This is a genomic window from Streptomyces sp. CA-135486, from assembly GCF_050936555.1.
GTDB lineage: Bacteria > Actinomycetota > Actinomycetes > Streptomycetales > Streptomycetaceae > Streptomyces.
Genome location: NZ_JBNJMM010000002.1, coordinates 3,762,470 through 3,785,558 on the forward strand (window position 1 = coordinate 3,762,470; position 23,089 = coordinate 3,785,558).

At 69.4% G+C, this 23,089-nt stretch carries 20 protein-coding genes; 15 read left to right on the forward strand and 5 right to left on the reverse strand.

The features are described from left to right. Nucleotides 1–72 precede the first annotated feature (72 nt). The 3 genes from ACQEVG_RS36595 to dhaM form a co-directional block, all read right to left on the reverse strand. Nucleotides 73–561 (reverse strand): ATP-binding protein, encoded by a 489-nt coding sequence (locus ACQEVG_RS36595; protein ID WP_432992029.1) that lies wholly within the window; start codon nt 559–561, stop codon nt 73–75. Between the two features lie 77 nt (nt 562–638). Next, nucleotides 639–938: an HPr family phosphocarrier protein gene (locus ACQEVG_RS36600; RefSeq protein ID WP_432992032.1), complete on the reverse strand. Its 300-nt coding sequence runs from the start codon at nt 936–938 to the stop codon at nt 639–641. Next, complete coding sequence (dhaM, locus tag ACQEVG_RS36605; protein ID WP_432992035.1) at nt 922–1,314, reverse strand: dihydroxyacetone kinase phosphoryl donor subunit DhaM; 393 nt, start codon at nt 1,312–1,314, stop codon at nt 922–924. Before dhaM ends, ACQEVG_RS36600 begins: the two co-directional genes overlap by 17 nt. A gap of 58 nt (nt 1,315–1,372) precedes the next feature. Here dhaM and ACQEVG_RS36610 point away from each other — a divergent pair, with 58 nt between their 5' ends. From ACQEVG_RS36610 to ACQEVG_RS36645, 8 genes are all read left to right on the forward strand, one after another. After that, nucleotides 1,373–2,149, forward strand: a complete 777-nt coding sequence (locus ACQEVG_RS36610; RefSeq protein WP_432992038.1) for an IclR family transcriptional regulator — start codon at nt 1,373–1,375, stop codon at nt 2,147–2,149. Between the two features lie 377 nt (nt 2,150–2,526). After that, nucleotides 2,527–3,303, forward strand: a complete 777-nt coding sequence (locus tag ACQEVG_RS36615) for an MIP/aquaporin family protein (RefSeq protein WP_432992041.1) — start codon at nt 2,527–2,529, stop codon at nt 3,301–3,303. Next, nucleotides 3,300–4,298, forward strand: coding sequence for a dihydroxyacetone kinase subunit DhaK (gene dhaK / locus ACQEVG_RS36620; RefSeq protein WP_432992044.1), 999 nt, complete (start codon nt 3,300–3,302; stop codon nt 4,296–4,298). Before ACQEVG_RS36615 ends, dhaK (ACQEVG_RS36620) begins: the two co-directional genes overlap by 4 nt. A 128-nt stretch (nt 4,299–4,426) precedes the next feature. Then, nucleotides 4,427–5,068 (forward strand): dihydroxyacetone kinase subunit DhaL, encoded by a 642-nt coding sequence (gene dhaL, locus ACQEVG_RS36625; RefSeq protein WP_432992047.1) that lies wholly within the window; start codon nt 4,427–4,429, stop codon nt 5,066–5,068. Further along, entirely contained in the window at nt 5,065–6,753 is a 1,689-nt protein-coding gene (locus ACQEVG_RS36630) for a phosphoenolpyruvate--protein phosphotransferase (protein WP_432992050.1), read from the forward strand. The genes dhaL (ACQEVG_RS36625) and ACQEVG_RS36630 overlap by 4 nt, the downstream gene beginning before the upstream one ends. A 178-nt stretch (nt 6,754–6,931) precedes the next feature. Next, on the forward strand, nt 6,932–7,924 hold the full coding sequence (dhaK, locus tag ACQEVG_RS36635) for a dihydroxyacetone kinase subunit DhaK (protein ID WP_432992053.1): 993 nt from the start codon (nt 6,932–6,934) through the stop codon (nt 7,922–7,924). Between the two features lie 44 nt (nt 7,925–7,968). Then, entirely contained in the window at nt 7,969–8,637 is a 669-nt protein-coding gene (gene dhaL, locus ACQEVG_RS36640; protein WP_432992056.1) for a dihydroxyacetone kinase subunit DhaL, read from the forward strand. A gap of 576 nt (nt 8,638–9,213) precedes the next feature. Continuing rightward, nucleotides 9,214–11,484: a sensor histidine kinase gene (locus ACQEVG_RS36645; RefSeq protein WP_432992059.1), complete on the forward strand. Its 2,271-nt coding sequence runs from the start codon at nt 9,214–9,216 to the stop codon at nt 11,482–11,484. 234 nt (nt 11,485–11,718) lie between these two features. Here ACQEVG_RS36645 and ACQEVG_RS36650 read toward each other — a convergent pair whose 3' ends face one another. Together ACQEVG_RS36650 and ACQEVG_RS36655 are read right to left on the reverse strand one after the other, a co-directional pair. Further along, on the reverse strand, nt 11,719–12,318 hold the full coding sequence (locus tag ACQEVG_RS36650; protein ID WP_432992062.1) for an FG-GAP repeat domain-containing protein: 600 nt from the start codon (nt 12,316–12,318) through the stop codon (nt 11,719–11,721). A gap of 379 nt (nt 12,319–12,697) precedes the next feature. Then, nucleotides 12,698–13,177: a hypothetical protein gene (locus ACQEVG_RS36655; protein WP_432992065.1), complete on the reverse strand. Its 480-nt coding sequence runs from the start codon at nt 13,175–13,177 to the stop codon at nt 12,698–12,700. Between the two features lie 541 nt (nt 13,178–13,718). Between ACQEVG_RS36655 and lanKC the strand changes: the two genes are divergently transcribed. The 7 genes from lanKC to ACQEVG_RS36690 all read left to right on the forward strand — a co-directional run bounded on the left by lanKC (nt 13,719) and on the right by ACQEVG_RS36690 (nt 23,088). Further along, the gene (gene lanKC, locus ACQEVG_RS36660) at nt 13,719–16,355 is read left to right on the forward strand and encodes a class III lanthionine synthetase LanKC (protein WP_432992068.1); all 2,637 of its coding nucleotides are present in this window, start codon (nt 13,719–13,721) and stop codon (nt 16,353–16,355) included. A 30-nt stretch (nt 16,356–16,385) separates the two neighbouring features. Then, nucleotides 16,386–16,517, forward strand: coding sequence for a SapB/AmfS family lanthipeptide (locus tag ACQEVG_RS36665; protein ID WP_432992071.1), 132 nt, complete (start codon nt 16,386–16,388; stop codon nt 16,515–16,517). A 137-nt stretch (nt 16,518–16,654) separates the two neighbouring features. Further along, complete coding sequence (locus ACQEVG_RS36670; RefSeq protein ID WP_432992074.1) at nt 16,655–18,415, forward strand: ABC transporter ATP-binding protein; 1,761 nt, start codon at nt 16,655–16,657, stop codon at nt 18,413–18,415. Beyond that, nucleotides 18,412–20,154: an ATP-binding cassette domain-containing protein gene (locus ACQEVG_RS36675; protein WP_432992077.1), complete on the forward strand. Its 1,743-nt coding sequence runs from the start codon at nt 18,412–18,414 to the stop codon at nt 20,152–20,154. Before ACQEVG_RS36670 ends, ACQEVG_RS36675 begins: the two co-directional genes overlap by 4 nt. A gap of 179 nt (nt 20,155–20,333) precedes the next feature. Further along, complete coding sequence (locus ACQEVG_RS36680) at nt 20,334–20,975, forward strand: hypothetical protein (protein ID WP_432992080.1); 642 nt, start codon at nt 20,334–20,336, stop codon at nt 20,973–20,975. Between the two features lie 203 nt (nt 20,976–21,178). Then, complete coding sequence (locus ACQEVG_RS36685; RefSeq protein WP_432992083.1) at nt 21,179–21,487, forward strand: helix-turn-helix domain-containing protein; 309 nt, start codon at nt 21,179–21,181, stop codon at nt 21,485–21,487. Further along, on the forward strand, nt 21,484–23,088 hold the full coding sequence (locus ACQEVG_RS36690) for a helix-turn-helix domain-containing protein (protein WP_432992086.1): 1,605 nt from the start codon (nt 21,484–21,486) through the stop codon (nt 23,086–23,088). Before ACQEVG_RS36685 ends, ACQEVG_RS36690 begins: the two co-directional genes overlap by 4 nt. Nucleotide 23,089 lies beyond the last annotated feature (1 nt).

Sequence of the window (23,089 nt, forward strand, 5' to 3'; positions counted from 1 at the left end):
GGAGCCGCCAGTCATGTCATCGCCATGGGCTTCTTCGCGGGTGGCCGTTCCTGTGCCCCGGCGGGACGTTTCTCAAGGGCTTGCAGGGACAGCACTGCCGGTGTGGTCTGACGCCACGTGGAGGTCCGCCCATCGGGTGATCCTTTGGAGGTGGTGGGATATGCCGTGTCGCATGGAAAGGGCAGCGACGATGCCGGTCCCGCGTCCGTGTTCCTCATGTTCCGCAGGGTGCGGGCGGTCGGATGGTCGGCGCGGTCGTTGTACCGGCCCAGCGTCGGTGACCTCGATGCGGAGGGCGTGACGGCCGCCGACCTCGGACATCGACAACCGCAGTGCTGCTGGGGGCAGTGCGTGAGCGATCGCGTTGGTGGTCAGTTCGGAGATCACCAAGAGGGCGTCGTCGGATGTCTCCGTGGGCAGGGCCCAGTGGGTCAGGATCCGCCGTGCGCGGCGGCGCACGGCGGAAACGCTCTCCACGATGTGCGGCAGCGGGCAGATGTACTCGCCCCGCGGGGGCGGGGCCACGTCGGTGTCAGACGTGGTTATGGCGGGATTGGTCATCCTCGGCCACCTCCACTCGTCTCTGCTCTTCATGTCGGAAGCCGGCGGCTCGATCGGTGCGGTGGCGGTCGGCCGGGTTATTCGGCGGTGGCGAGGATGTCGGCCAGTGCCCTGACGGCCTGTTCTGCGTCGGGGCCTTCGGCGCGGACGGTCACGGTGCCTCCGGCTGTGGCGCCCAGCCCCATAACGGCGAGGACGCCGGTCGGGTTGACGGTCCGGCCGCTGTGCTCCAGCTGTAGGGCACTGGTGAATCGGGATGCGGCGCGGGCGAGTTGGCCTGCGGGACGGGCGTGCAGGTTGGCGGGCAGGATGACGATGGTTTCGTGACTCGCCGTGGTTGTGGCGGTCGTGGCGGTGGCGTCAGAGCTTGGGGACATTGCGGGCCTCCTTGGCGGCGTTGGCGACGGTCTTCAGGTCGGCGCCGGATGCGGCGGTGACCACGGCTGCGACGGCTCCCTCGACGAAGGGCGCGTCGACGATCAGCACGTCGGGGCGGGGATGGTCTTCCAGAACGGTGCGGGCGGTGAGGACGGAGCTGCCGAGGTCGGGAAGTACGACGACGCCGGCTCCGCGGTCGGCGTGCCGGATCGCGGCGAGGACGAGGTCGTAGCTGGTGCCGATCCGGCCTTCGGCGGTTCCTCCGGCGGTGGCGAGGGGGACTGTGTCGGAGCCGATCTGCTCCACCAGCAGGCGAAGGCCCGCGGCGAGCTCGGCGCTGTGGGACACGAGTACGATGCCGACAAGTTTGCTCATGAACACATACGCTAATTCTCGGAACACGATTCAGCAATACTGAACAAGGAGTTTTTTCATGGTGCAGGCGGTGCAGCGGGCGGTCCAGATCCTGCGGGAGCTCGCGTCCACTGGGCCCCGGCTGGGTGTGACCGAGCTGGCCGACCGCCTGGGCGTGGCCAAACCCACCGTCCACGCGCTGCTGCGCACGCTGGAGGCCGAGGGGCTTGTGGTGCAGGACCGGGACAGCTCCAAGTACCAGCTCGGCCCGGACCTGGTGCAGCTTGGCAACGCCTACCTCGATACCCAGGAGCTGCGGACCCGCTCGCTGACCTGGGCGGACCAGCTGGCGACCCGGGCGAACGCGGCCGTGTGGGTGGCCGTGCTCACGGGCGACCATGTCCTGGTGGTGCACCACGCCTTCCGGCCGGAGGGCGCCGTGCAGATCCTCGAGGTGGGCGCCAGCATCCCGTGGAGCACCTGCGCCCTGGGCAAGGCCATCGTCGCCTTCGTTCCTGCGGCCGAGCGCGAGCGGCTGCTCGCCGACGAGCTCGCGGTCCTCACCGGCACCAGCATCACCAACCCGGAGGAGCTGGCCGGCCAGCTGAAGGAGATTCTCAGGACGGGTTACGCGATCGAGGACCAGGAGTCCGCCATCGGGGACGCGGGTATCGCATCGCCTGTTTTTGACCGCTCCGGCGAGGTGGTGGGCGCCATCGCCATTGTGGGTCCGGTCGAGCGGCTGCTGGCCGAATCAGCACGTCAGGAGCTCGCTGTCGCGGTCCGCGAGACCGCCCGCAGCCTCTCCCGCGACCTGGGTGCCCCTCGGGGGGCCGCCCGCATCGCAGGCCCCTGACCTGGCCGCCCCGCAGCCACCAGCCTCGCGAGCACCTGGCCTGCGCACTCCGCATCCATCTGCAGCCCGGCGGCGGCGTCCGCTCCCGTCACCTGCTCTTCCCTCGGGCCCCTCGGCGCATCGCCGTGGGGCCTTCTCCGTGTCCGTGGTGCTCGAGAGTCGCCGAACCTCTTGACAGGCGTGAAACGTGGGCTTAACTTCCGGAACAACGTTCATCCATAGTGAACGACTTCCCGGATTCCACTAGATATCCGGTTCCCCTGAGCCGGCCGCCAGGTTGCCCGACCCTGACCACCTGGCGGCCACCTCCCTTCATAGCCCGCTCCATGCGGAGGAGGTGAGACGCCCAAGCTGCCGCTCGGCACTGGGCGCCATCAATGGAAGAAAACACTTACTCACAAAAGCTCCTGGCCGAGATGCTAGGCACCGCGGTGCTGGTGTTCATCGGCGTCGGCTCGGTCCCCGCAACGCTCCTCGTCGGGGGCGACGCCCCGTTCACCATGGCGCAGCTGGGAATGATCTCGCTGGCCTTCGCCACTGCCGTCATCGCCATGGTCTACGCGATCGGCCATGTCTCCGGCTGCCAGATCAACCCGGCCATCACCCTGGCGCTGGCCGTCACCAAGAAGATGCCCTGGCGGGACGTCCCCGGCTACATCGCGGCCCAGGTGGCCGGGGCGACGCTGGGAGCGCTTGCGATCGTCGGGGTGCTGGGGAAGAAGGCGGTCGACGTCGGACTCGGAATCGCCGCCTACGGCGCCGGTGTCGGCGACGGCCAGGCCTTCTTCGCCGAAGCCATCGGCACGTTCATCCTCGCGTTCGTCGTCTTCGGGGCCATCGACCGGCGTGCGGCCGGCGGCTTCGCCGGTCTGGCCATCGGCCTCGGCGTGTTCGCGATCATCATTCCCGTGGCGCCCGCCACCGCGGCGTCCATCAATCCGGCCAGGACGCTCGGCCCGATGATCACCGGCCAGTTCTTCGACGCCACGGTCCACTGGGACCAGCTGCCCGTCTACCTGGCCGCCGAGGTGATCGGCGCGATCGCCGCCGGCGTCCTCTACACCGCCCTCAACGCCCACCGCAAGGCCGGCGCTGCAACTAGGGCTGAGAGCCAGGTCGTTGAGCCTGCCACTGCCGAAGGAGCCCTGTCGTGAAGAAGCTCATCAACGCCCCCGAGGCGGTGCTGGACGATGCCCTGGCCGGCATCGCCGCCGCCCACCCCGAACTGAAAGTCGACGCCGAGAACAAGTTGATCACCCGGGGCGGCGACGCCAGACCGGACAAGGTCGCTCTTGTCTCCGGCGGCGGTTCCGGGCACGAGCCGCTGCACGGTGGCTTCGTGGGCCTGGGCATGCTGGACGCCGCCTGCCCCGGCGAGGTGTTCACCTCGCCCGTACCCGGCCAGATGCTTGCGGCGGCCCAGGCCGTCAACGGCGGCTCCGGCGTGCTGTTCATCGTGAAGAACTACACCGGTGACGTCCTCAACTTCCAGATGGCCGCCGAACTGGCCACCGACGAAGGCATCACGATCGAGACCGTGCTGGTCGACGACGACGTGGCGGTCAAGGACTCCACGTGGACCGCCGGGCGCCGGGGCACCGGGGCCACGGTCTTCGTCGAGAAGATCGCCGGCGCTCTCGCCGAGAAGGGCGCCGACCTCGCCGCGGTGGCGGAGATGGGCAAGCGGGTCAACGCCGCCTCCCGGTCCTTCGCCGTGGCGCTGGCCCCCTGTACCACCCCCGCCGCCGGCAAGCCCGGCTTCGACCTGCCCGAGGACGAAATGGAAGTCGGCGTCGGCATCCATGGCGAACCCGGACGCAGCAGGGAAAAGCTCCGTCCGGCCAAGGAGATCGTGGCCACCGCCCTGGACGCGATCCTCGCCGACCAGCCGCTCACCGCGGGGGACGAGACCATCGTCATGGTCAACGGCCTGGGCGGCACACCTCTTATCGAGTTGTATGTGGTCTTCAATGAGGTCGCGGCCGCCCTGGCGGACAAGGGCATCGTGATCGCCCGCAACCTCGTCGGCAACTATGTGACCAGCCTGGACATGGCCGGTGTCTCCATCACCGTGTGCAAGGCCGACGCCGACATGCTGTCCCTGTGGGACGCACCCGTGAACACCCCAGCCCTGCGCTGGGGCGTCTGAACCGAGCCGGGGGCGGGGCCGCGCGATACGCGAGGGCCGGGCGGGAGCCTTCCCGCGCCATCTCACCCGACCCCCCGTATCCGCCCCCGCCCCCGGCTCACCAACCGTGAACGCGCCACGCAACGACCATGAACGGAGACTCCGTGGACACCGACCTCGCCCGCACCTGGGTGCAGGCCATCGCCGCCGCCGTCGACAAGTACAAGGACCACCTCACCCAGCTCGACTCGGCCATCGGCGACGCCGACCACGGCACCAACATGAAACGCGGCTTCTCCGCCGTCACCACGGCCCCGGCCGACGACAAGCCGGACACCGTCGGGGCTGTGCTGGCCCAAACGGGCGCCACCCTCATCTCGAGCGTCGGGGGCGCCTCCGGCCCCCTCTACGGCGGCGCCTTCCGCGCCATGGGCAAGGCCCTTGACGCACCCACCGCCGACACGCGGCAGTTCGCCACTGCACTCGCCGCCGGACTGGAAAGCATCCAGAAGCTCGGCGCGGCCGCACCCGGCGACAAGACCATGATCGACGCCTACGCCCCCGCGCTGGCCGCCTTCCAGCAGCACGCCGGCGCCGGAGCCGACTTCGCCGCCGCGGCCCTGGCCGCCGCCGATGCTGCCGAGGAGGGCATGCGCGCGACCATCCCCATGCAGGCACGCAAGGGCCGCGCCTCTTACCTCGGCGCCCGCAGCATCGGCCACCAGGACCCGGGAGCCACCTCCGCCGCCCTGATCTTCCGCGCCCTCGCCCGAACGGTGGTGGCCCGATGACCAATCGCCACACCTACGCCGGGCATACCGCCGCACCCGGCATAGCCCTGGGGTTCCTCCACCGCACTGACCGCCCGCTCACCAGAACCGTGCTCCCTCACCGCACCAGTGGCGACGCCGCACAGCAGATCACAGACGCCTTCGACGCCGTCGCCGCCCGCCTGCTCGACCTGTCCACCTCCCTGCGTGAACGGGGCAAGGACGAAGAGGCCGACATCATGGAGGTGAACAGCTACATCGCGCAGGACCACGATCTGCGCGAACAGGCGATCAAGCGCGCGCACCAAGGGCAGCCGGTGCCCGTCGCCGTCCGGCAGGCCATCGACACCTACGCCCGGACCATCGCCGCCCTGGACGACCCCACCCTCGCCGAACGCGCCGCCGACGTACGGCAAGTCGGCCGCCGCGTCCTGGCCCACCTGCACGGCGACACCGGCCCCGCACCCGACCAGCCCCTCGTCCTGGTCGCCCACGAGATCGGCGCGGCCGACCTGCTCGAACCCGGGCAGACAGTGACCGCCGCCATCTCCGTCACCGGCGGCCCGAACTCCCACGCCGCGATCGTCGCGCGCTCACAGGGAATCCCCCTCCTACTGGCTGTCGACCCCGCCCTGCTCGACCTAGCGGACGGGCAGGAAATCCTCCTCGACAGTGACCAGGCCACCGCCGTCGCCCCTCCCAACGACGACGAACGCACCAGGGCCCTGCACGCCATGGACGCCGCCCGCACCCGCCGCCTCGCCCTCGCCGACGAGCGCCACCTGCCCGCCCAGACACTGGACCAGCACCACGTGGTGCTGCGGGCCAACGTGGCGACCCCGGCCGAGGCCCGAGCGGCTCTGGCCGCCAACGCCGAGGGTGTCGGCCTGCTCCGCACCGAGCTGCCCTTCCTCAACCACCCCGCCTGGCCCACCCGCAACCAGCACGCGGCCACCCTCGTCCCGGTGCTGCGCGCACTCGCCGGACAGACCGTCACCGCCCGCACCCTCGACTTCGCCGACGACAAACTCCCGCCGTTCCTCGCCAAAGTCCGCCAGGGCCAACGGCTGGGCCGCGGCCTGCCCCTCATGCTCGCCCAACCCGATGCTTTCGCCGATCAGTTCCGCAGCCTGCTCAGCGCCGGAGCAGACACCGACTTGCGCATCATGATCCCCATGGTCGCCGGCATCGACGAACTGCGCGCCTGCCGACGCCTTCTCCAGGCCGCAGCCGACGAAGCCAGTGTCCCGGCCCCGCCCCTGGGCATCATGGTGGAACTCCCCGAAGCCGTCGCCGCGGCCGACGACCTCGCCCGCGAAGCCGCCTTCCTCTCCATCGGCAGCAACGACCTCACCTGCCAGATCCTGGGCCTGGACCGGCGCGACCCCACCGCCACCCCCGCCATGGCGGCACACCCCGCCGTCCTCAACGCCATCGCCCAAGTCGTCACGGCAGCACACCGCCACCACCGCCAGGTCTCCGTCTGCGGCGACGCCGCCGCACACCCCCTCGTCACCCCCCTCCTCATAGGTCTCGGCTGCGACATCCTCTCCGTCGGCCCCGCCGCCCTCGACGAAGTACGCGCCCGCATACGGCGCCTGCGCCATGACACCTGCGCCTCCCTGGCGGCCATCGCCCTCACCCGCGAAACCCCCGAAGAGGTCTGGCGACTCGTCGAGCAGTGCTGCCTGCCGTCGCTGCCCTGACCCGAGCCGCGCACATGGCGCGATCAGTCGAGCGTGGGCAGGCCCGATCGGACCGGTCCATCAAAGGACCTGCGTGACGCGCAAGGTGACGCCCTGACAAATCCCACTGATCCACTGATCCGCACCATTTGCCGGATTTCTGCTGATGTTCTTATCCAGTCGAGAAGGGGCCTGAACCGTGAAGAAGCTCATCAACTCGCCCGATGAGGTGCTTGCCGATGCTCTCGTCGGCGTGGCCGCCGCGCACCCCTCGCTGACGGTCAACACGTCCGACCGCTACATCGTCCGCGCGGACGGGCCGACCGCTGGGAAGGTCGGCCTGGTGTCGGGTGGCGGGTCCGGGCACGAGCCGCTGCACGGCGGGTTCGTCGGGTACGGGATGCTGGATGCGGCCTGTCCTGGTGAGGTGTTCACATCTCCCGTGCCGGACCAGATCCTCGCCGCCACGCGGGCCGTTGACGGCGGGGCGGGAGTGCTGCACATCGTGAAGAACTACACCGGCGACGTGCTGAACTTCCAGATGGCCGCCGACTTGGCCGCCGACGACGGCGTGCGGGTGGAGGGCGTCGTGGTCAATGACGATGTCGCCGTGGAGAACAGTACGTGGACGGCGGGCCGACGGGGTACCGGGGCGACCGTGCTCGTGGAGAAGTTCGTCGGTGCGGCTGCGGAGCTTGGCGCGGACCTGGCCTCAGCCGCCGCTTTGGGCCGGGAGGTCAACGACCGGACCCGTTCGTTCGGGGTGGCGCTCACGCCGTGCACGGTGCCCGCGTCGGGCAAGCCCGGTTTCGAGCTGGGCGAGGACGAGATCGAGCTGGGCGTCGGCATCCACGGCGAGCCCGGTCGCGCCCGCGGCAGGCTCGTCTCCGCCAAGGAGATCGTCGGTGTCGCGTTGGACGCCATCCACGCCGACATGCCGCTCTCAGGCGAAGTGCTCGTGATGGTCAACGGCCTGGGTGGCACCCCGCTTCTTGAGCTGTACGTGGTGTATGCCGCGGTTGCCGAGTGGCTCGCCGGTCATGGCGTGTGGATCACCCGCAACCTGGTCGGCAACTACATCACCAGCCTGGAGATGGCCGGTTGCACGATCACGGTGTGCCGGCTCACGCCGCAGCTCACCTATCTGTGGGATGTCCCCGTCGAGACCCCCGCGCTGCGCTGGGGACGTTGAGCGGCCTCGGACACCGCGACGGATCACGAGGGAGAAGGACGACGATGGACGCGAGCATGTTCCGGGCCTGGATCCATGAGGCGGCCCGATTGGTGGTCGACAACGCCGATCATCTGACCCGCCTCGACTCCGCTGTCGGCGACGCCGACCACGGCATCAACATGCGCCGTGGCCTGCAGGCGGCGGTGGCGATGCTGGACGAAACCAACCCGCCCACCCCCGGTGCGGTGCTCGCCACCGTCGGCCGGGCACTGATCAGCAAGACCGGCGGCGCCTCGGGACCGCTGTACGGCACCGGGTTCCGGCAGGCCGCGGGGACTCTTGGCGAGGATCCCGACGTGTCTGCGGAACAACTTGGGGCGGCGTTGGCGGCTGCCCTCGCCGGCATCCAGCGGATCGGCGCGGCGCTCGAGGGCGACAAAACCATGATCGACGCCCTCGGCCCGGCCGTAGCCTCCTACCAGGCCGTCATCGACACCGGCGGCGACCTGAGCAACGCTACCCGCGCGGCGTTCGACGCCGCCGTGCGGGGCCTGAAGCAGACCGCCGGCATGCAGGCACGGAAGGGCCGGGCGAGCTATCTCGGCGCCCGTACCATCGGTCACGAGGACCCCGGCGCGGCGTCGACCGTGCTCATTCTGTCTGCCCTTGCGACCGTCACCGCGGCAAGCGGGCGGAGGAGCGAGTGGCCAGGCGCAGGGGCGGCGTCATGAGGGTGGTGTCCGGCCGGTGGGCCAGTACGGGGGTGGCTCCCCCCGGCGCGGCCCTCGCGGCGTCGCGGGTCGAGCGACCGCGACCCGCTGGTACTACCTGGTCCTCGACCGCCTACCCTCCGCTCGTACATGGCGAGGGCGTGCCGCAGCGGCTCGGGATCGGTCAGAGTCTGGCCGATCGGCCGCCGGGCCGTCGCGGACAGCCGTCCCTCCCGCATGTCCGGCTGACTCACGGCGCCGAGCGCGGCCTCGCCGCTGGTCGGCCGAACGCGCCGGCCACTTCGCCGGTGACGCCAGGCTCCACCCGCCGAGGGGCACAGACGACGGACGGCCAGGCACCAGTACCGAGCGGATCGGCGCAGCGACCGCCGCCGACGCAGTGGTTGCGATCCCTAGAAGCCCCCAGACCGACGCGTAGTCAGCTGCCCCAGGCACCTGTCAGAGGAGAGACGAGGCCGTGGCCTCGTTCAGCGACGTCACGACAAGCGCACTCGCGCGATGAGAGGAGCGTCCGCGATGCGCGCACGCGCCGCTGAATCGCGCACGTTCAATGGCGGGGAGAAGGTGCGAGAGCAAGTGCAAACACAACCCGTGGTGGATCGCCGCGGCACGGAACCGGTGCAGACACCTCGAAAGAGCGGCAAGGGTTCCGACAACGGCAGTACCGAGCGGGGCAACTCCGATCCGGGCCCCGTGCGTGCCGGCGGACGGTGTCGGCGGCGCCGGGGCAGCAACCAGAAGGCGTTCGCACCGAGTACCTGGAGTTTGCGGACCCAGCTGCTGGCTGTGGTGCTCATCCCCATCATCACCGCACTGGTGCTCGGCTGTCTGCGGATCGCATCGGCCGTGCAGACCACCCAGGACATCGACAACGTCCGTCGGCTCGTCCGTCTCGTCGACAAGAGCACGGGACTGTTGGAGGAGTTGGAGGACGAACGCGATCTCACCGCGCTCTACGTTGCGGCCGGCCGCACGGGCGACACGAGCCAGCTGGACATCCAGCGCTCGCAGGTCGACGCGGCGCTCGCCCGAGTCCGTGCTGAGGCCGCCCAGGTCCACCGTGGGACGAACCCCGTCCTGGCCACCCGACTCGCGGCGCTCGACGCGTTGGGCGGGCCGGTGACGTCTATGCGCGACACGGTAGACCACTCGAAAATGCCCTTCCTGTCCGTGGTCGACGCATACACGGAGCTGATCGCCGAGCTCACCGACGCCCTTGACCTTCTCACGCCGGACATTGCCCACCAGACCCTTGCCGGGAGGGCCCGTGCCCTCCAGACCTTCGTACAGGCCACGGAGCAAGCCTCCCGGCAACGCGCGCTGCTCGGCGGTGCGCTGACCAAGGGACACTTTGCTGCGAGCGAGGCCCAGAGCCTGACCCTCGTCAGCCGGCAGCAACAAGCCTTGATCGACGAGTTCCGGTCCGGTGCGCCGCTGGCCCAGCGTCAGTTCTACGAGCACACCGTCACCGGAAGGGACGTCGACAGGGCTGAAATGCTCCAGAAGCAGGCGCTCACCCGGCAGGGCGCCAGCCGCCCCCGCCTCGACGCCGGCGAGTGGTTCGACACCATGACCAGCAAGCTCGAGCTGATGCGTCTGGTCGAGAAGCGGCTCGTCGGATCGGTCGAAGACGAGAGCTCGCGCGAGCAGCACCAGGCCGAGCGCTCAGTGTTCATCGCCTCGCTCGTCGTGCTGTTGATCCTCCTGCTCGCATTCGGTGTGACACGCGTCGTCGTGCAGTCGATGCTCGTCCCCCTGCACACCCTGCGCGCTTCCGCGCTCGATATCACGGAACGCCGCCTGCCCGAGTTGGTCCGGCTGTTGCGGGGGGGCTCCAGCGACGCCCAACTGGAGGCCATCAAGGTCGAGCCCACGAGCGTCAATTCGACCGACGAGATCGGCGGTGTCGCCCACGCGTTCAACGACGTCTATCGCGAGGCCGTACGGCTGGCCTTCGAGCAGGCGCAGCTGCGGATCCGCATCAACACGACGTTCGTCAACCTCTCGCGGCGCAGCCACAACCTCGTGGAACGGCAGCTGGAGCTGATCGACCATCTGGAGAACGGCGAACAGGACCCCGAGCTGCTCGCCAGCCTCTTCAAGCTCGACCACCTGGCCACCCGCATGCGCCGCAATGGGGAGAACCTGCTCGTCCTCGCGGGCGAGGAGGCAGGCCGCCGCTGGAGAGGCCCGGTCCGGCTCGTGGATGTCCTCCGGGCCGCCGCCAGTGAGGTCGAGCAGTACCAGCGTGTGCAGCTACGCGGACTGGTAACCGCGGACGTCGACGGCCAGGCAGTGAACGACATCGTTCACCTCATCGCGGAGCTGCTGGAGAACGCGACCGCGTTCTCCTCGCCGGACACCGAGGTGCTCGTCACGAGCCAGCTGCTGTCCGGCGGCGGCGCGAAGGTCGAAATCCAGGACAGCGGCATGGGCATGACCGCAAAGGACCTTGAGGAGGCCAACGAGAGGCTCCTGAACCCGCCAGTCGTCGACGTCTCGGTGGCCCGGCGCATGGGTATGTTCGTCGTCGGCCGGCTCTCCGGTCGCCACGGCATACGCGTCCAGCTCCGCAGGTCATCCCCCCGCGGCATCACAGCAGTGGTCATGCTGCCCCAGAAGTTGGTCCGGCAACACGGAGATCACATGGATCCCCCCGGACTGTCAGCCAGGTACAACTCGGAAGGACGCCTTACCGGCTGGCGCAACTACGACACGACCGAGCAACTCGACGACAGCGCGCTGGCCAAACGCGGCTACCGGTCACGCCGTCACGGCGCCCGCACGGCCGGCAAGGAGCATCAGGCACCGCCGATTTCGGCGAACCGATCGTCCGCGGGGGCGTGACCGTCATCCCGGTGGCCGAGGGCGGCTTCGGCGGCGGAGCGGGCCGAGACCGGTCCCGTCAGGACCGGCGAGGGCGGCGGAGGCGGCGTCGAGCGCGCCGCCAGGACCGGACTGGGCCATGAACAAGCCGGGCGGGAACCGAGGGATGCGCGCTGCCGAGGGGCTTTGGCCGGGGTGAGAAGAACACGGTCATCGCCAAGGATCTGCGCGTGAGCGGGCGTCCACAGGTGGGGCTCACACCACGCTGCCATTCGCCGCACACTGCGGGTGGAACGAACTGAGGCCGGAGTGAGGCATGTTGCTGGGAGTGTCGTCGTCGGTTCGATCTGCTTCAACGGTGTACTTTCCGCTGTCGCTCGCAAGCCGTGTGGCCTTGCTGCCGAGACGAGCCTGTGTCTCATAGACGCCGTCGCCGGCGTAGACGAAGGCAGCCAGGTCGGGGTAGTGATCGTGGTTGTAGTCGGCAACAGCGATGCCACGGGTCTCGCCGAGGTCGAGGTGGCGAACACTCTGTCCGCGGCCTGCCGCTGAGAACGGGCCAAGCCTCATCTCGGACACACTCGGGTTTATCGGGTCATCTCCTCGCCACGCACCGGTGGCCACGATGAACAGATCGCTCCATCCATCACGGTTGAAATCCGCTACAGCGGCCAGGACGTCTTCCTGTGCGTCGCCGGGGCTGCCGGCCAGCTTCCTCACCCCAACCTGCGTCCTGTGACCGGAGACCGCCCCGAAGGCAATGGTCAGCCGAGCCCCTGTGCGGGATGGGTCAGAGACTTGGTCGGCATGGCCGTCACCGTCCAAGTCGGCGACGAGATCGCCGGATGCGGTCACACACGGTTTGATCGCAGGCGGCGCAGTAGGGCGCGGGGGCGCCGCTCCCTGGGAGCCATAGCATCCGGTGAGAAGTGCTGAGAGTGCCACCGCAATGGCTCGGTGAGTCAGCCGCCGTATTGGACCGCCTGTGAATCCCGTGGTGTGCATGAGGTGACGGCCCTTCAGCCGGGGAGAAAGATTGCTAGCAGCGGTGGATTTTAGGACGTCGCCACTGAACCGGCTTGGTCGTGGTCAGCTGTCCATGGTCAGGCCGGTGCCTGCAAGGCAGTCGTCGATGAGGCGCGGACGGTACTGGGTCTTCTTGAGGCTGCGCTCTTCTTCCCCACGCCCATGATGGACATCCTTCCGGGACAGAACCCCTGATCTCGGATGTCCGTCAAAGCGGATCAAGCCCAGGATGTGGTGTGTTCAGGGTGAGTTGGTGAGCCGTTTCGCGGCCCTTGCTGTAGGCGGGCTGGAGGTGGCCGGGCAGGACGCTGGGGCGGGAGAAGCGGAATTCCACGACTCCGAGAGCGAAGGCTTGTTTGTCGGTGTGGGGGAAGTTGCCGTCCCAGCCGTCCCAGTCGGCCCAGGGCCACAGGCCGCCGATCCGGTACCGGCCGTGGGTGTCGGGAAGTATGAGTGTGGTGGCGGTTTCGTTCCATGGTGTCGTCCAGCAAAGCCGCAGCGTCGTCCCCTTCCAGGATCCCGTGAAGATGGAGTCGTCCTGGTTGAGGTCCTGAAGCAGTTGATCGGCGGTGTCAGGGTGGAGCGCGATGGCGTCGAATGCGCACACGTCGCCGGTGACGGCACCCGGGTAGGGGCCGTGTTGTGTGCCCTCGATGGTGAACAGACCGACGGATGCGGGTGCTTCCATCATCACTCCTTGGCAAGCGGGCGGTGCTTGCCGCAGCCGTCTGTACGGGGGAGCACTGGTCCCTGGCAGGGCGTTACTGCCGACCGCACGCGCCGGCCGTTCCAGTGGCCTTGGGGGCCGGGCCGGGTGGTTGATGGCTGCAGCCGATGTGTTGCTCAGCCGGTGTGTTGCTGAGCCGATGAGCTGTGTGGCCGTGATCAGGTCAGAGGGTACTCCTGGCCCGGCAGCGGCAGACAGTGCGGTACGGCGCCAATTCCTCAGAGATTTCGTCGGGGGACCGGGCCGGCTGCCCGCCGCAGGTTGGCACGGTGGCCGCCCCCGGTGCGCCGCGGTGCCGTCCGCGGCCACCAGGGGAGCCGGCGGGCCTCCCGGCGCGCGGGTGAACGCCCCTCGGCGTCCTTCTCCGACGGTCTCCGACGGTGAGATGGATGTGTCGTGATGGGTTACTCGTGCGTTCTGCATGCCTGTTGCGTGACAAGTGTGACTGTTCCGGCTTCCGGCTACGTGACAACGTCTCGGTGTCACCAGCCGAAGGAGTCTGATGAACAAGGGGTACGCCGCTTTCTGTGATGTCAGCCGTCAGTTCTATGACGCGCCGTACCGGCGGGTCTCTGACGGTGCAAGCAGCAGTGCGCCGTACTCGGTTGCGGGGCGCGATCTGCCGCAGGGGTGGCAGCGGCATCGTTCCGGTGACTGGCTGGCCTTCCGCCCCGTGGAGCGGGAACTCCCCAGCCAGGGATGGAAGATCCACGTCTCCGCCTGTCTGGACAACGCGGAGAGGGTCCTGGGGACGGTATGGGACTACTGCGTCCCACGGTCCGTTGCCTTCAAATGCATGCCGAGCCGCTATTTGCTCCATTCCCGCAACGCGAAATACGCGAATCGCGCTGCCAGCGGAAAGTTCATCACGGTCTATCCGGCCGACGACGAGGAGTTCCGTACCGTTGCGGAGGGCCTGGACGGGCTCCTCGTCGGCGAACCCGGCCCCGTCATCCTCAGCGATCTGCGCTTGGGCACCGGTCCCGTCTACGTGCGCTACGGCAGCTTCACCGAGCGGTACTGCTATGACGGGAGCGGCGAACTGGTCCCCGCGGTGTCGGACGCACAAGGACAGTTGGTGCCCGATCGCCGGGACCCGACCTTCCATGTCCCCCCGTGGATCACTCTCCCGGCGTTCCTCGAACCGCATGTGGCGGCCCGCGCCGCGACCACTGTCGCCGATGTCCCTTACCGGTTCGAGCGGGCGTTGCACTTCTCCAACGGTGGCGGCGTGTATGTCGGCCGGGATGTGCGCACCGGCCGGCAGGTGGTCCTCAAGGAGGGCCGGCCGCATGCGGGCCTTGCTGCCGACGGAGCGGACGCCGTTGCCCGTCTCGAGCGTGAACGCGACGCTCTGCAGAGGCTGGCCGGGCTCGCCTGCACCCCTGAGGTACTGGACTTCTTCACCCTCGGAGAGCACTCCTTTCTTGTCATGGAGTACATCGAGGGGCGGCCCCTGAACAACTTCTTCGCCCACCGGCACCCGCTCATCGAGGCCGACCCCAGTACGGAAAAGCTCGCCGAGTACACACAGTGGGCGATGCGGATCTACCGTCTCGTCGAGGAGGCTGTGGAGGCGATTCACGCCCGGGGTGTGGTCTTCAACGATCTGCACCTGTTCAACATCATGCTGTCGGAGGACGAGTCCTCGGTGGTGCTCCTGGATTTCGAGGCCGCCGCCGTCGACGACGTGACACGGCGTCAGGTGGTCGCCAACCCGGGATTTGTCGCCCCCGCCGACCGCAGGGGCTTCGACGTCGACCGGTACGCCCTGGCATGCCTGCGTCTGGCGCTGTTCCTTCCGCTCACAAGCCTGTTCGCGGTGGACCGTGCCAAGGCCGGCCATCTGGCCCGGATCGCCGGGGAACGGTTCCCGGTGCCGCCGGCCTTCCTCCAGGAGGCTGTTGCGGAAATCCAGCGCGGCCTTACGGCCGCGTCGCCCGGGTCGGCGGGTTCCAAGGCGGGGGAAGGGCCCGGCTATCTGCCGGTGCGGCTTGCCGACTGGCCACGCAGCCGCGACTCCATGGCAGGGGCCATCATCGCGTCGGCCACACCGGAGCGTGAGGACCGCTTCTTCCCCGGAGACATCGCCCAGTTCGCCAACTCGGCCGGGGGCGCCTGCTTCTCCTACGGGGCGGCGGGAGTCCTGTACGCGCTGGCCGAGACCGGCGCCGAACGATGTCCGGCGGCCGAGGAGTGGCTGCTGCGGGCCACGAAGTCGCCCGCCTCCGGCACACCGCTGGGGCTCTACGACGGGCTGTCCGGCATCGCGTGGGTCCTCGACCGGCTCGGGCACCGGGACCAGGCGCTCGACCTGGTCGACACCCTCACCTCACGGCCCTGGCACGACATCGCGCCCGACCTGCACAGCGGCCTGGCAGGTCTCGCCCTCGCCCTGGACTCCCTGGCCACGTCCACCGGCGAGCGCACCCTGCACGAAAGGGCACTGCAGTGTGCCCAACTGATTGCCGACAAGACCGCCTCATCCGCCGCGGGTCATTCCGCCGGACCTGCCGCCTCCCGCGCCGGGCTGCTGCACGGTGCCAGCGGAACGGCACTGCTCTTCGTGCGCCTGTATGAACGAACCGGCGACGGCGCCCTGTTGGACCTCGCCGCCGACGCCCTGCGCAGCGACCTGAAACGCTGCGTCCGCAGCGCCGGCGGCACCCTCCAGGTCAACGAAGGCTGGCGGACCATGCCCTACCTGGGAGCCGGCAGCGTCGGCATCGGTATGGTCATCGACGACTACCTCCTGCACCGCCGCGACGAACAGTTCGAACAGGCACGAGTCGACATCGTCCGGGCTGCACAGGCCAGGTTCTATGCCCAGCCCGGCCTGTTCCGCGGAGCCGCAGGCATGGTGCTGCATCTGAGCCGCACCACGACCGAAGGCCCCGGCACACACGACGCCGATGTGCGCCGACAGATCGACTCACTGTCCTGGGGCGCCATCCCCTACCAGGGCCAACTGGCCTTCGCAGGGGAGCAGATGATGCGTCTGTCCATGGATCTGAGCACCGGCACCGCCGGCTGCCTGCTCGCCCTGGGCAGCGCTCTGCACGAGGCTCCCGTGCACCTGCCCTTCCTCCCGCCGCCAAGGCGGCCCCAGAACCGGCTCCCTTGGGGGAGCCGCAAGTAAGAACCGTCCCCAATTGAGAGGAACACGACCATGACCCTTCTCGACCTGCAGATGATGGAAACCCCCACCACCGAGATCACCGGCGAGCTCGGCACCGGCGGCAGCCGCGCGAGCCTGCTGCTGTGCGGCGACAGCAGCCTCAGCGTCACCACCTGTAACTGAGCTGTCGCCTGCGGAGTGTGAACCCGCCCTGCGGGGTCTGAACACTCCGTGACATGACCGCAGTGGCCCCGGCTGACGCACGCCGGGGCCACTGCGCTCCGACTCGCCCCTGCCACGAAGACGAGGACCGCACACCCATGGCCCTCACCCACCGCCCGCCCGCCGGGCAACCCGCAGCCACCGCCCGTGCCCGGCACGTCCTGGCCGACGCAGCCCGCCACAGTGCCGGCCACGCCACGGCCGTGCTTGTCTTCAGCGCGACATCTGCCGCCGCGGCCATCGCTCTCCCGGCAGCGCTCGGCGGCACGCTGGACCGCACGCTGAACGGGGCAGCAGGCCTGCACCGCGCCCTCGCCTGGTGCGCGCTCCTGATCCTCACCGAAGTCCTCTCCGACGCTCTCGTGGCGTACCTGAGTGGAGTCACCAGCGCGCGCAGCACCGCTCGCATCCGCCGCCGGGGCATCGCACATCTGCTGAGCCTTGAACCCCGGCGCGCCACCGACCACTTCACCGTGGGAGATCTCGTCACCCGGCTGACCGGAAACGCCGCCGAGGCCGGCACCGCCCCCGTGACCGCGGCCGCCGGCGCCGCCTCGCTGCTGGCCCCGCTCGGCGGACTGGTCGCGCTGGCGCTCACCGACCTCTGGCTGGCCTCCGTCTTCCTGGCCGGAGCGCCCCTCCTCCTCCTGCTACTACGTGCCTTCACCCGGCACTCCTCCGACAGCATCACGCAGTACCAGCGCATCCAGGCCACCATCGCATCCCGCCTCGTTCAGGCCCTCGGCGGTGCGCGCACCATCGCTGCCGCGGGAACCGCACAGAGGGAACGCGTGCGCATCCTGGCACCCCTTGGCGACCTGAGTGCACAAGGACGACGCATGTGGCAGGTGTACGGACACGCCGCAGCCGGCAGCAGCATCCTGGTGCCACTGCTGATCACGTTCGTGGTCGCCGTCGGCGGAATCCGGCTCGCCGACGGAAACCTGAGCGTCGGCCAGCTCCTCGCCGCCGCCGCCTACACCAACCTCGCCGCCGGCCTGGGCGCGGTCACCGGACAGCTCAACGCTCTCCTGCGCAGCCGTTCCGCTGCCCGCCGTACCGCCGAAGTCCTGTCCATCCCCCCGGTACGGCAGGGCCGGCGCCCGTTGCCGGCCCACGGACCAGGCCGCCTGGAGCTGCGTGGCGTCACCGTCATCCGCAACGGAGCGCCCGTGCTGCACGACGTCGATCTGACTGTCCCCGGCGGGACGATCATGGCCGTTGTCGGTCGCTCCGGAGCCGGGAAGTCGACGCTTGCCGCACTGGCCGGTCGCCTGACCGACCCCGACGCCGGCCAGGTACTGCTCGACGGAGTGCCGCTGACCGAGGTCGACCCTGCACACCTGCGCAGGGAAACCGGCTACGCCTTCGAACGTCCGGTCCTGTTCGGCGAAACCGTCGGCGCCGCCATCGCCTTCGGCCCGGATGCGCCCAGCGCCCTGCGCATCGAAAGGGCAGCCCGCGCGGCCGGGGCCGACGCCTTCGTGCAGCGCCTGCCCGGCCGCTACGAGGCCCGGCTCACTCAGGTCCCCCTGTCCGGTGGAGAACTCCAACGACTGGGACTGGCACGGGCCTTCGCTCACGCCGGTCGCCTGCTCGTGCTGGATGACGCCACCTCCAGCCTCGACAGCGTCACGGAACTTCACGTCGGACGGGCCCTCGTGCACGATGTACACCCCGGGACCCGTCTGCTGATAGCCCATCGTGTCTCCACGGCGGCGCGCGCCGATCTCGTCGCCTGGATGGACAACGGCCGGATCCGCTCGGTGGGACCGCACGAACGCCTGTGGGAGAACGCCGACTACCGTGCGGTGTTCGCCGGCCCCGAAGAAACCTCGACGAAGGACCCGGACTCATGACGGGCGGCCGGATCCTGCCCCAAGCGATGCGATTCCTGGGCCACCGCAGACGGGTACTGCTGAGGCTGGGAAGCTGGTCTCTCCTGGAATCCCTGCAGACCTTCGTCGGCGGCTACAGCGTCGCAAAGTCGCTGGACCAGGGCTTCCTCGCCGGCCGCCCAGGCACCGGGCTCGGGTGGCTGTCTCTCGCAGTTGCCGCCGCCCTCGCGGGCGGCCTGGCCACCCGGGGAGTCTTCCGCGGCCTTGCCGGGCTCGTCGAACCCCTGAGGGACGGGCTGATACGCAGGGTGACGTCGAAAGCGCTGGCCGAGGCGATGGCCGGAGCCGCACGCGGCGCGGACAGCGCCGTGGTCTCGCGGTTGACGCATCAGAGCGAAATCGCACGCGACAGTTTCGCCGGACTGGTGCTGGTCGCCCGGTCCTTTCTCTTCACCACGGCAGGCGCGCTGGCGGGTCTGGCCTCGCTGGCTCCGCAGCTCCTGCTGGTCGTCGTGCCACCCCTGCTCCTCGGGCTGCTCCTGTTCACCGCCACGCTGATCCCCATGGCAGCCTGCCAGCGCGCCTTCCTGCGTGCCGACGAAGCCCTGGCCACCCAGACGGGAGCACTGGCGGAAGGCCTGCGCGACGTGGTGGCCTGCGGGGCCACGGCGCAGGCGAGCGGCCTCACATGTGCTCTGATCGAGAACGAGGCACGCACGGCCCGGGCCCTCGCCCGGTGGGCAGCCGCCCGCACCCTGGCCCTGGCGGTGGCCGGACAGCTCCCGGTCGTCCTGCTGCTGGCCGCGGCCCCGTGGCTGCTGCGGCAAGGACTCACGGCCGGCGCTCTGGTCGGCGCTCTGACCTACCTCACGCAGGCACTCCTGCCGGCGCTGCACACTCTGGTGCAGGCCCTGGGAGCCGCAGGCACCAGACTGCTCGTGGTCCTCGACCGGCTGACGGCCGGAACATATCCGGATCCGCTCACCCCAGCAGCAGCCGCCGAATCCGCCTCCGTGCACCCCGCCGACGGTCGGCAGGCGCCCGCGGTCGAACTGCGCACGCTGACCTTCGCCTACAGAACCGACGCGCAGCCGGTGCTGCGCGACCTCAGCCTCACCATCGCGCCCGGAGAGCACCTCGCCGTCGTCGGCCCCAGCGGCATCGGCAAGTCCACCCTGACCGCACTCATCGCCGGCCTGCTCACCCCCGACCAGGGACAGGTACGGATCCATGGAGAACAAGCACGGATGAGTGCGTCCGGCGAACCCTCCCGGCTCCGGGTGCTCATTCCCCAGCAGGCGTACGTCTTCAGCGGAACGCTCCGCGACAACCTGCAGTATCTGTGCCCGGACGGCGCCTCGGCAGCGGCCATGCGCCACTCAGCCGAAGCGGTCGGCCTCGGCCCGCTGATCCGGCGCCTGGGCGGATACGACGCAGTGACCGACCCTGCCACGCTGTCGCACGGCGAGTGCCAACTCATCGCCCTGGCCCGGGCCCACCTTTCGCCCGCACGGCTGATACTGCTCGACGAGGCAACCTGCCACCTCGATCCAGCAGCTGAGGCACAGGCCGAGGCGGCATTCGCCGCACGGCCCGGCACCGTGATCGTAGTGGCCCACCGCATCAGTTCAGCCCAGCGAGCCGACCGGGTCCTCGTGCTCGACGGCGTCCACGCCGCACTCGGAACCCATCAAGAGATGCTCGACCAGTCTCCGCTCTACCGGGACCTCGTCGGCCAGTGGCACGCCGAGCGCATCTGACGGCAAGTCTGGATCACCGGCGCTGTCGTGGACTGCGGACAAGGGCCCCGGGGCCCCTTCGGCGGCAGGCGCCTGCCTCCCCCCAACCGGGCGTCATGCCGGGCCCGTCCGGCATGGCGCCAGGGCCGACGGCGCGATGTGCCGGATGCTGATGGCCTCCGAACCCGCAGGAGAGGCTCGTGAACCACCCCAGCCGTGAAGGAACCCGGAACTCGGCAGCCACCGGCGCGGGCCAGGACACTGCCGGTCAGCCCGGGGTCATCGGCATCGCACTAGCCGCCGTGCTGACGGCCGCGCTCGCGCAGGGTTCCTGGCAATGGTTCGCCACGTACATCGGGTTGACGCTTCTTGCGGTGGTCTTCGCCTTCTTTCGACTGCCGGCATGGACGCCCGGCATCCGATCTGCGTACTTCCGTAATCTGGTGGCGTATTCGCTGGTCGTCGGCCTGTGCGTAGCCATCGCACTGGCCCCCGTGATGCAGCGCTGGGCTTGGCTGTTCCCGATGTCAGGCACCCGTAGCGGGTGCCCTGAGGTGGGCACGTACGAGGGCCTCCGGGCAGAGGCCGCGCTCGCGAACCTGGCTGGTCGCGACGGCGCCGCATTGGCTCACGCGCAGGAGGCCCAGAGTCATGACGCCGTTGCCGTCTGCCTGGCAGCCACGACGACCCAGTGGCTGCCCCTGTACGGGGCAGGGGCAGCCGGGCTGGTAGCTGTGGGCGCATGGTCCCGCGACCGGGCCCGGGCGAGGAAGAAGACCCATCCGGACCCCTCGTCGTCAGGGCTGGCTCACGTGTGGACGCGACAGGACGGCACCAAATAGCCGCCGGGGCGCCGACCTCCGACCGAAGGGGACAAGCGGACGGCACTGTGAAGGCCGCCTGCGCCGCCGACACTCCTGACGTCGGAGGCTCTGAATGCGCGCTGAGTCAGCCCACGACGCCATCCGACGGTCGGCACTTGGCATAGGTATGTCAATTTCGCATGACAGCAACTAAAAAGCACTTGAACTGCTAGGGTCCGTGCATGGGGATGACGTTGAGGGAGACGCTGCAGCTGACGGTGGCGGCGTTGATGCAGGCGACCGGAGACTCGCAGCACGAGCTCGCGGTCGCGCTCGGGCTGCAGCAGACGCAGGTCTCCCGGCGGCAAGCCGGCCGCACAGCGTGGACGTTGGACGACTGCGATGCCCTGGCCGACCACTTCCGTATCCCGGTGCTCGATCTGCTGGCCGGACCGAGCCGGGCGTGTGAGGTCCTGCCCGCCGACCGGCGCAGGCCAGGCCCGCGACCGCGGGCCGGCACCACGCGGGCGCGCGAGGGAGCTCAGAGGTGACCGGCTTCGAAGCGATCGACGCGCTGCTGAATTCCAGCGGCCCGGAGGTGGAGCTCCCGCCCGCACAGGAGCGGCGGGCGCTGCGGGAGGGGCTGCAGCTCTCCCGCCCGCAGCTGGCCCAGGTGCTCGGGGTGAGCCCCTCGACCGTCGGCGGCTGGGAGTCGGGCCGCGACCCGAGCGGCGAAGTCCGGGAGAAGTACGCCTACTTCCTGCAGCGCGCCGGCGAGAAGCTCCGCCCGGCCGATGGCGACACGGGCACCACGCCAGTCGCGGCGGACACAGACGAGACGGAACGAGCGGCGGAGCCGACGGGGGATCCTGGCCCGGTGGACACGGACCTGGACGATGTCGAGGCACTGCCGTCTCCTCAGCCCTGCGTCCTGTGCGGTGGGCCCGCCGCGCATCAGGTCGCCGGGTTCCCTCAGCACTTGGACCCCGCCGACTGCGCCGGTCCCGCAGCCGCCGCCCCTGCGGCGACTGCTCCGGAGACCGCACCGCCGGCACAACCAGCGTCGCCTGCGCGGACCGCGCGACAGCCGTACGCAGGCCGGATGCCGGAACGCCGACATGGGCAGCCTGTTGTGGCGGTCGGCCGCCGGGTCCAGACGGCGGACACACCGGACCTGATCGGGGATGCGGTCCGTGCCGCGCTGGAGAAGCACGGCGGGGACGTGGAGGCGGCGACCGCTGCACTGATCAAGCGGGCAATCCCGGATGCGATGATCCTGCTCGACGAGACCCGCAAGGGCGCCCGGTACGACATCATCGCCCACCCCGGTATGCCGGACATCCTGCGGAAGAAGACCGCGAAGGGCTCCGACGACATCTGGGAGGCACGTCCGAAATGGACCCGCCCCGAACTCCCGCCGGGGCGGCATGAGATCACCGCGCTGGATGTCAACGGCGCCTATCTTTCCGCGTTGAAGACCCATCTCCCGATCGGGCAACTGGAGCATTCCACCGGGTTCGACCACGATCGCCGCCGCGCCGGTGTCCATCAGATCACCCCGCCCGCGTGGGACCACGAGGACGTGCTCCCCAATCCGGTCGGCAACCGCGACGAGCCTGGCCCGCTGTGGGTCACCGAACCCACGCTGCGGCTGCTGCTGCGGCTGTCCGGCCCGAAGTACGCACTGTGTGATCCGCCGGAGATCCACGAGTCCTACACGTCGGGAGCGACCGAGAACTTGCTGGAGAAGTTCCGCATCACGCTGAAGGACGCCCGCGACCGAGCCATCGAGCAGGAGAACGAGGTCACCCTCGAATACGTGAAGGCGATGTACTCCAAGTTCGTGTCGACGATGGGGGAGTCGAACTACAACCGGGAGTTGTACCGCCCGGACTGGATGCACCTCATCCGCTCCCAGGCCTTCGCCAATCTCTGGATGAAGGCGTTGAAGGCCCACGAGGAGGGGCTGATCGTGGTCAGTGCGATGGGTACCGACGAACTCCATGTCGTAGGTGCGTGGAAGAGTGTCTTCCCGGAAGGTCGCGGTGTGAGCGAGGTCAAGGTGAAGGATGTTTACACCGTCGGCGCCGACATCGATCCGGCTGCCGCCGGCGACACCGACACGACCGACGAGACCGAGGCGGGGGAGTAGC

What these genes read in the sequence shown, in the direction of transcription:
- ACQEVG_RS36595 (WP_432992029.1), bottom strand. Translation starts at nt 561, where the DNA reads ATGACCAATCCCGCCATAACCACGTCTGACACCGACGTGGCCCCGCCC.
- ACQEVG_RS36600 (WP_432992032.1), bottom strand. Translation starts at nt 938, where the DNA reads ATGTCCCCAAGCTCTGACGCCACCGCCACGACCGCCACAACCACGGCG.
- dhaM (WP_432992035.1), bottom strand. Translation starts at nt 1,314, where the DNA reads ATGAGCAAACTTGTCGGCATCGTACTCGTGTCCCACAGCGCCGAGCTC.
- ACQEVG_RS36610 (WP_432992038.1), top strand. Translation starts at nt 1,373, where the DNA reads ATGGTGCAGGCGGTGCAGCGGGCGGTCCAGATCCTGCGGGAGCTCGCG.
- ACQEVG_RS36615 (WP_432992041.1), top strand. Translation starts at nt 2,527, where the DNA reads ATGGAAGAAAACACTTACTCACAAAAGCTCCTGGCCGAGATGCTAGGC.
- dhaL (WP_432992047.1), top strand. Translation starts at nt 4,427, where the DNA reads ATGAACGGAGACTCCGTGGACACCGACCTCGCCCGCACCTGGGTGCAG.
- ACQEVG_RS36630 (WP_432992050.1), top strand. Translation starts at nt 5,065, where the DNA reads ATGACCAATCGCCACACCTACGCCGGGCATACCGCCGCACCCGGCATA.
- dhaL (WP_432992056.1), top strand. Translation starts at nt 7,969, where the DNA reads ATGGACGCGAGCATGTTCCGGGCCTGGATCCATGAGGCGGCCCGATTG.
- ACQEVG_RS36655 (WP_432992065.1), bottom strand. Translation starts at nt 13,177, where the DNA reads ATGGAAGCACCCGCATCCGTCGGTCTGTTCACCATCGAGGGCACACAA.
- lanKC (WP_432992068.1), top strand. Translation starts at nt 13,719, where the DNA reads ATGAACAAGGGGTACGCCGCTTTCTGTGATGTCAGCCGTCAGTTCTAT.
- ACQEVG_RS36665 (WP_432992071.1), top strand. Translation starts at nt 16,386, where the DNA reads ATGACCCTTCTCGACCTGCAGATGATGGAAACCCCCACCACCGAGATC.
- ACQEVG_RS36670 (WP_432992074.1), top strand. Translation starts at nt 16,655, where the DNA reads ATGGCCCTCACCCACCGCCCGCCCGCCGGGCAACCCGCAGCCACCGCC.
- ACQEVG_RS36675 (WP_432992077.1), top strand. Translation starts at nt 18,412, where the DNA reads ATGACGGGCGGCCGGATCCTGCCCCAAGCGATGCGATTCCTGGGCCAC.
- ACQEVG_RS36685 (WP_432992083.1), top strand. Translation starts at nt 21,179, where the DNA reads ATGGGGATGACGTTGAGGGAGACGCTGCAGCTGACGGTGGCGGCGTTG.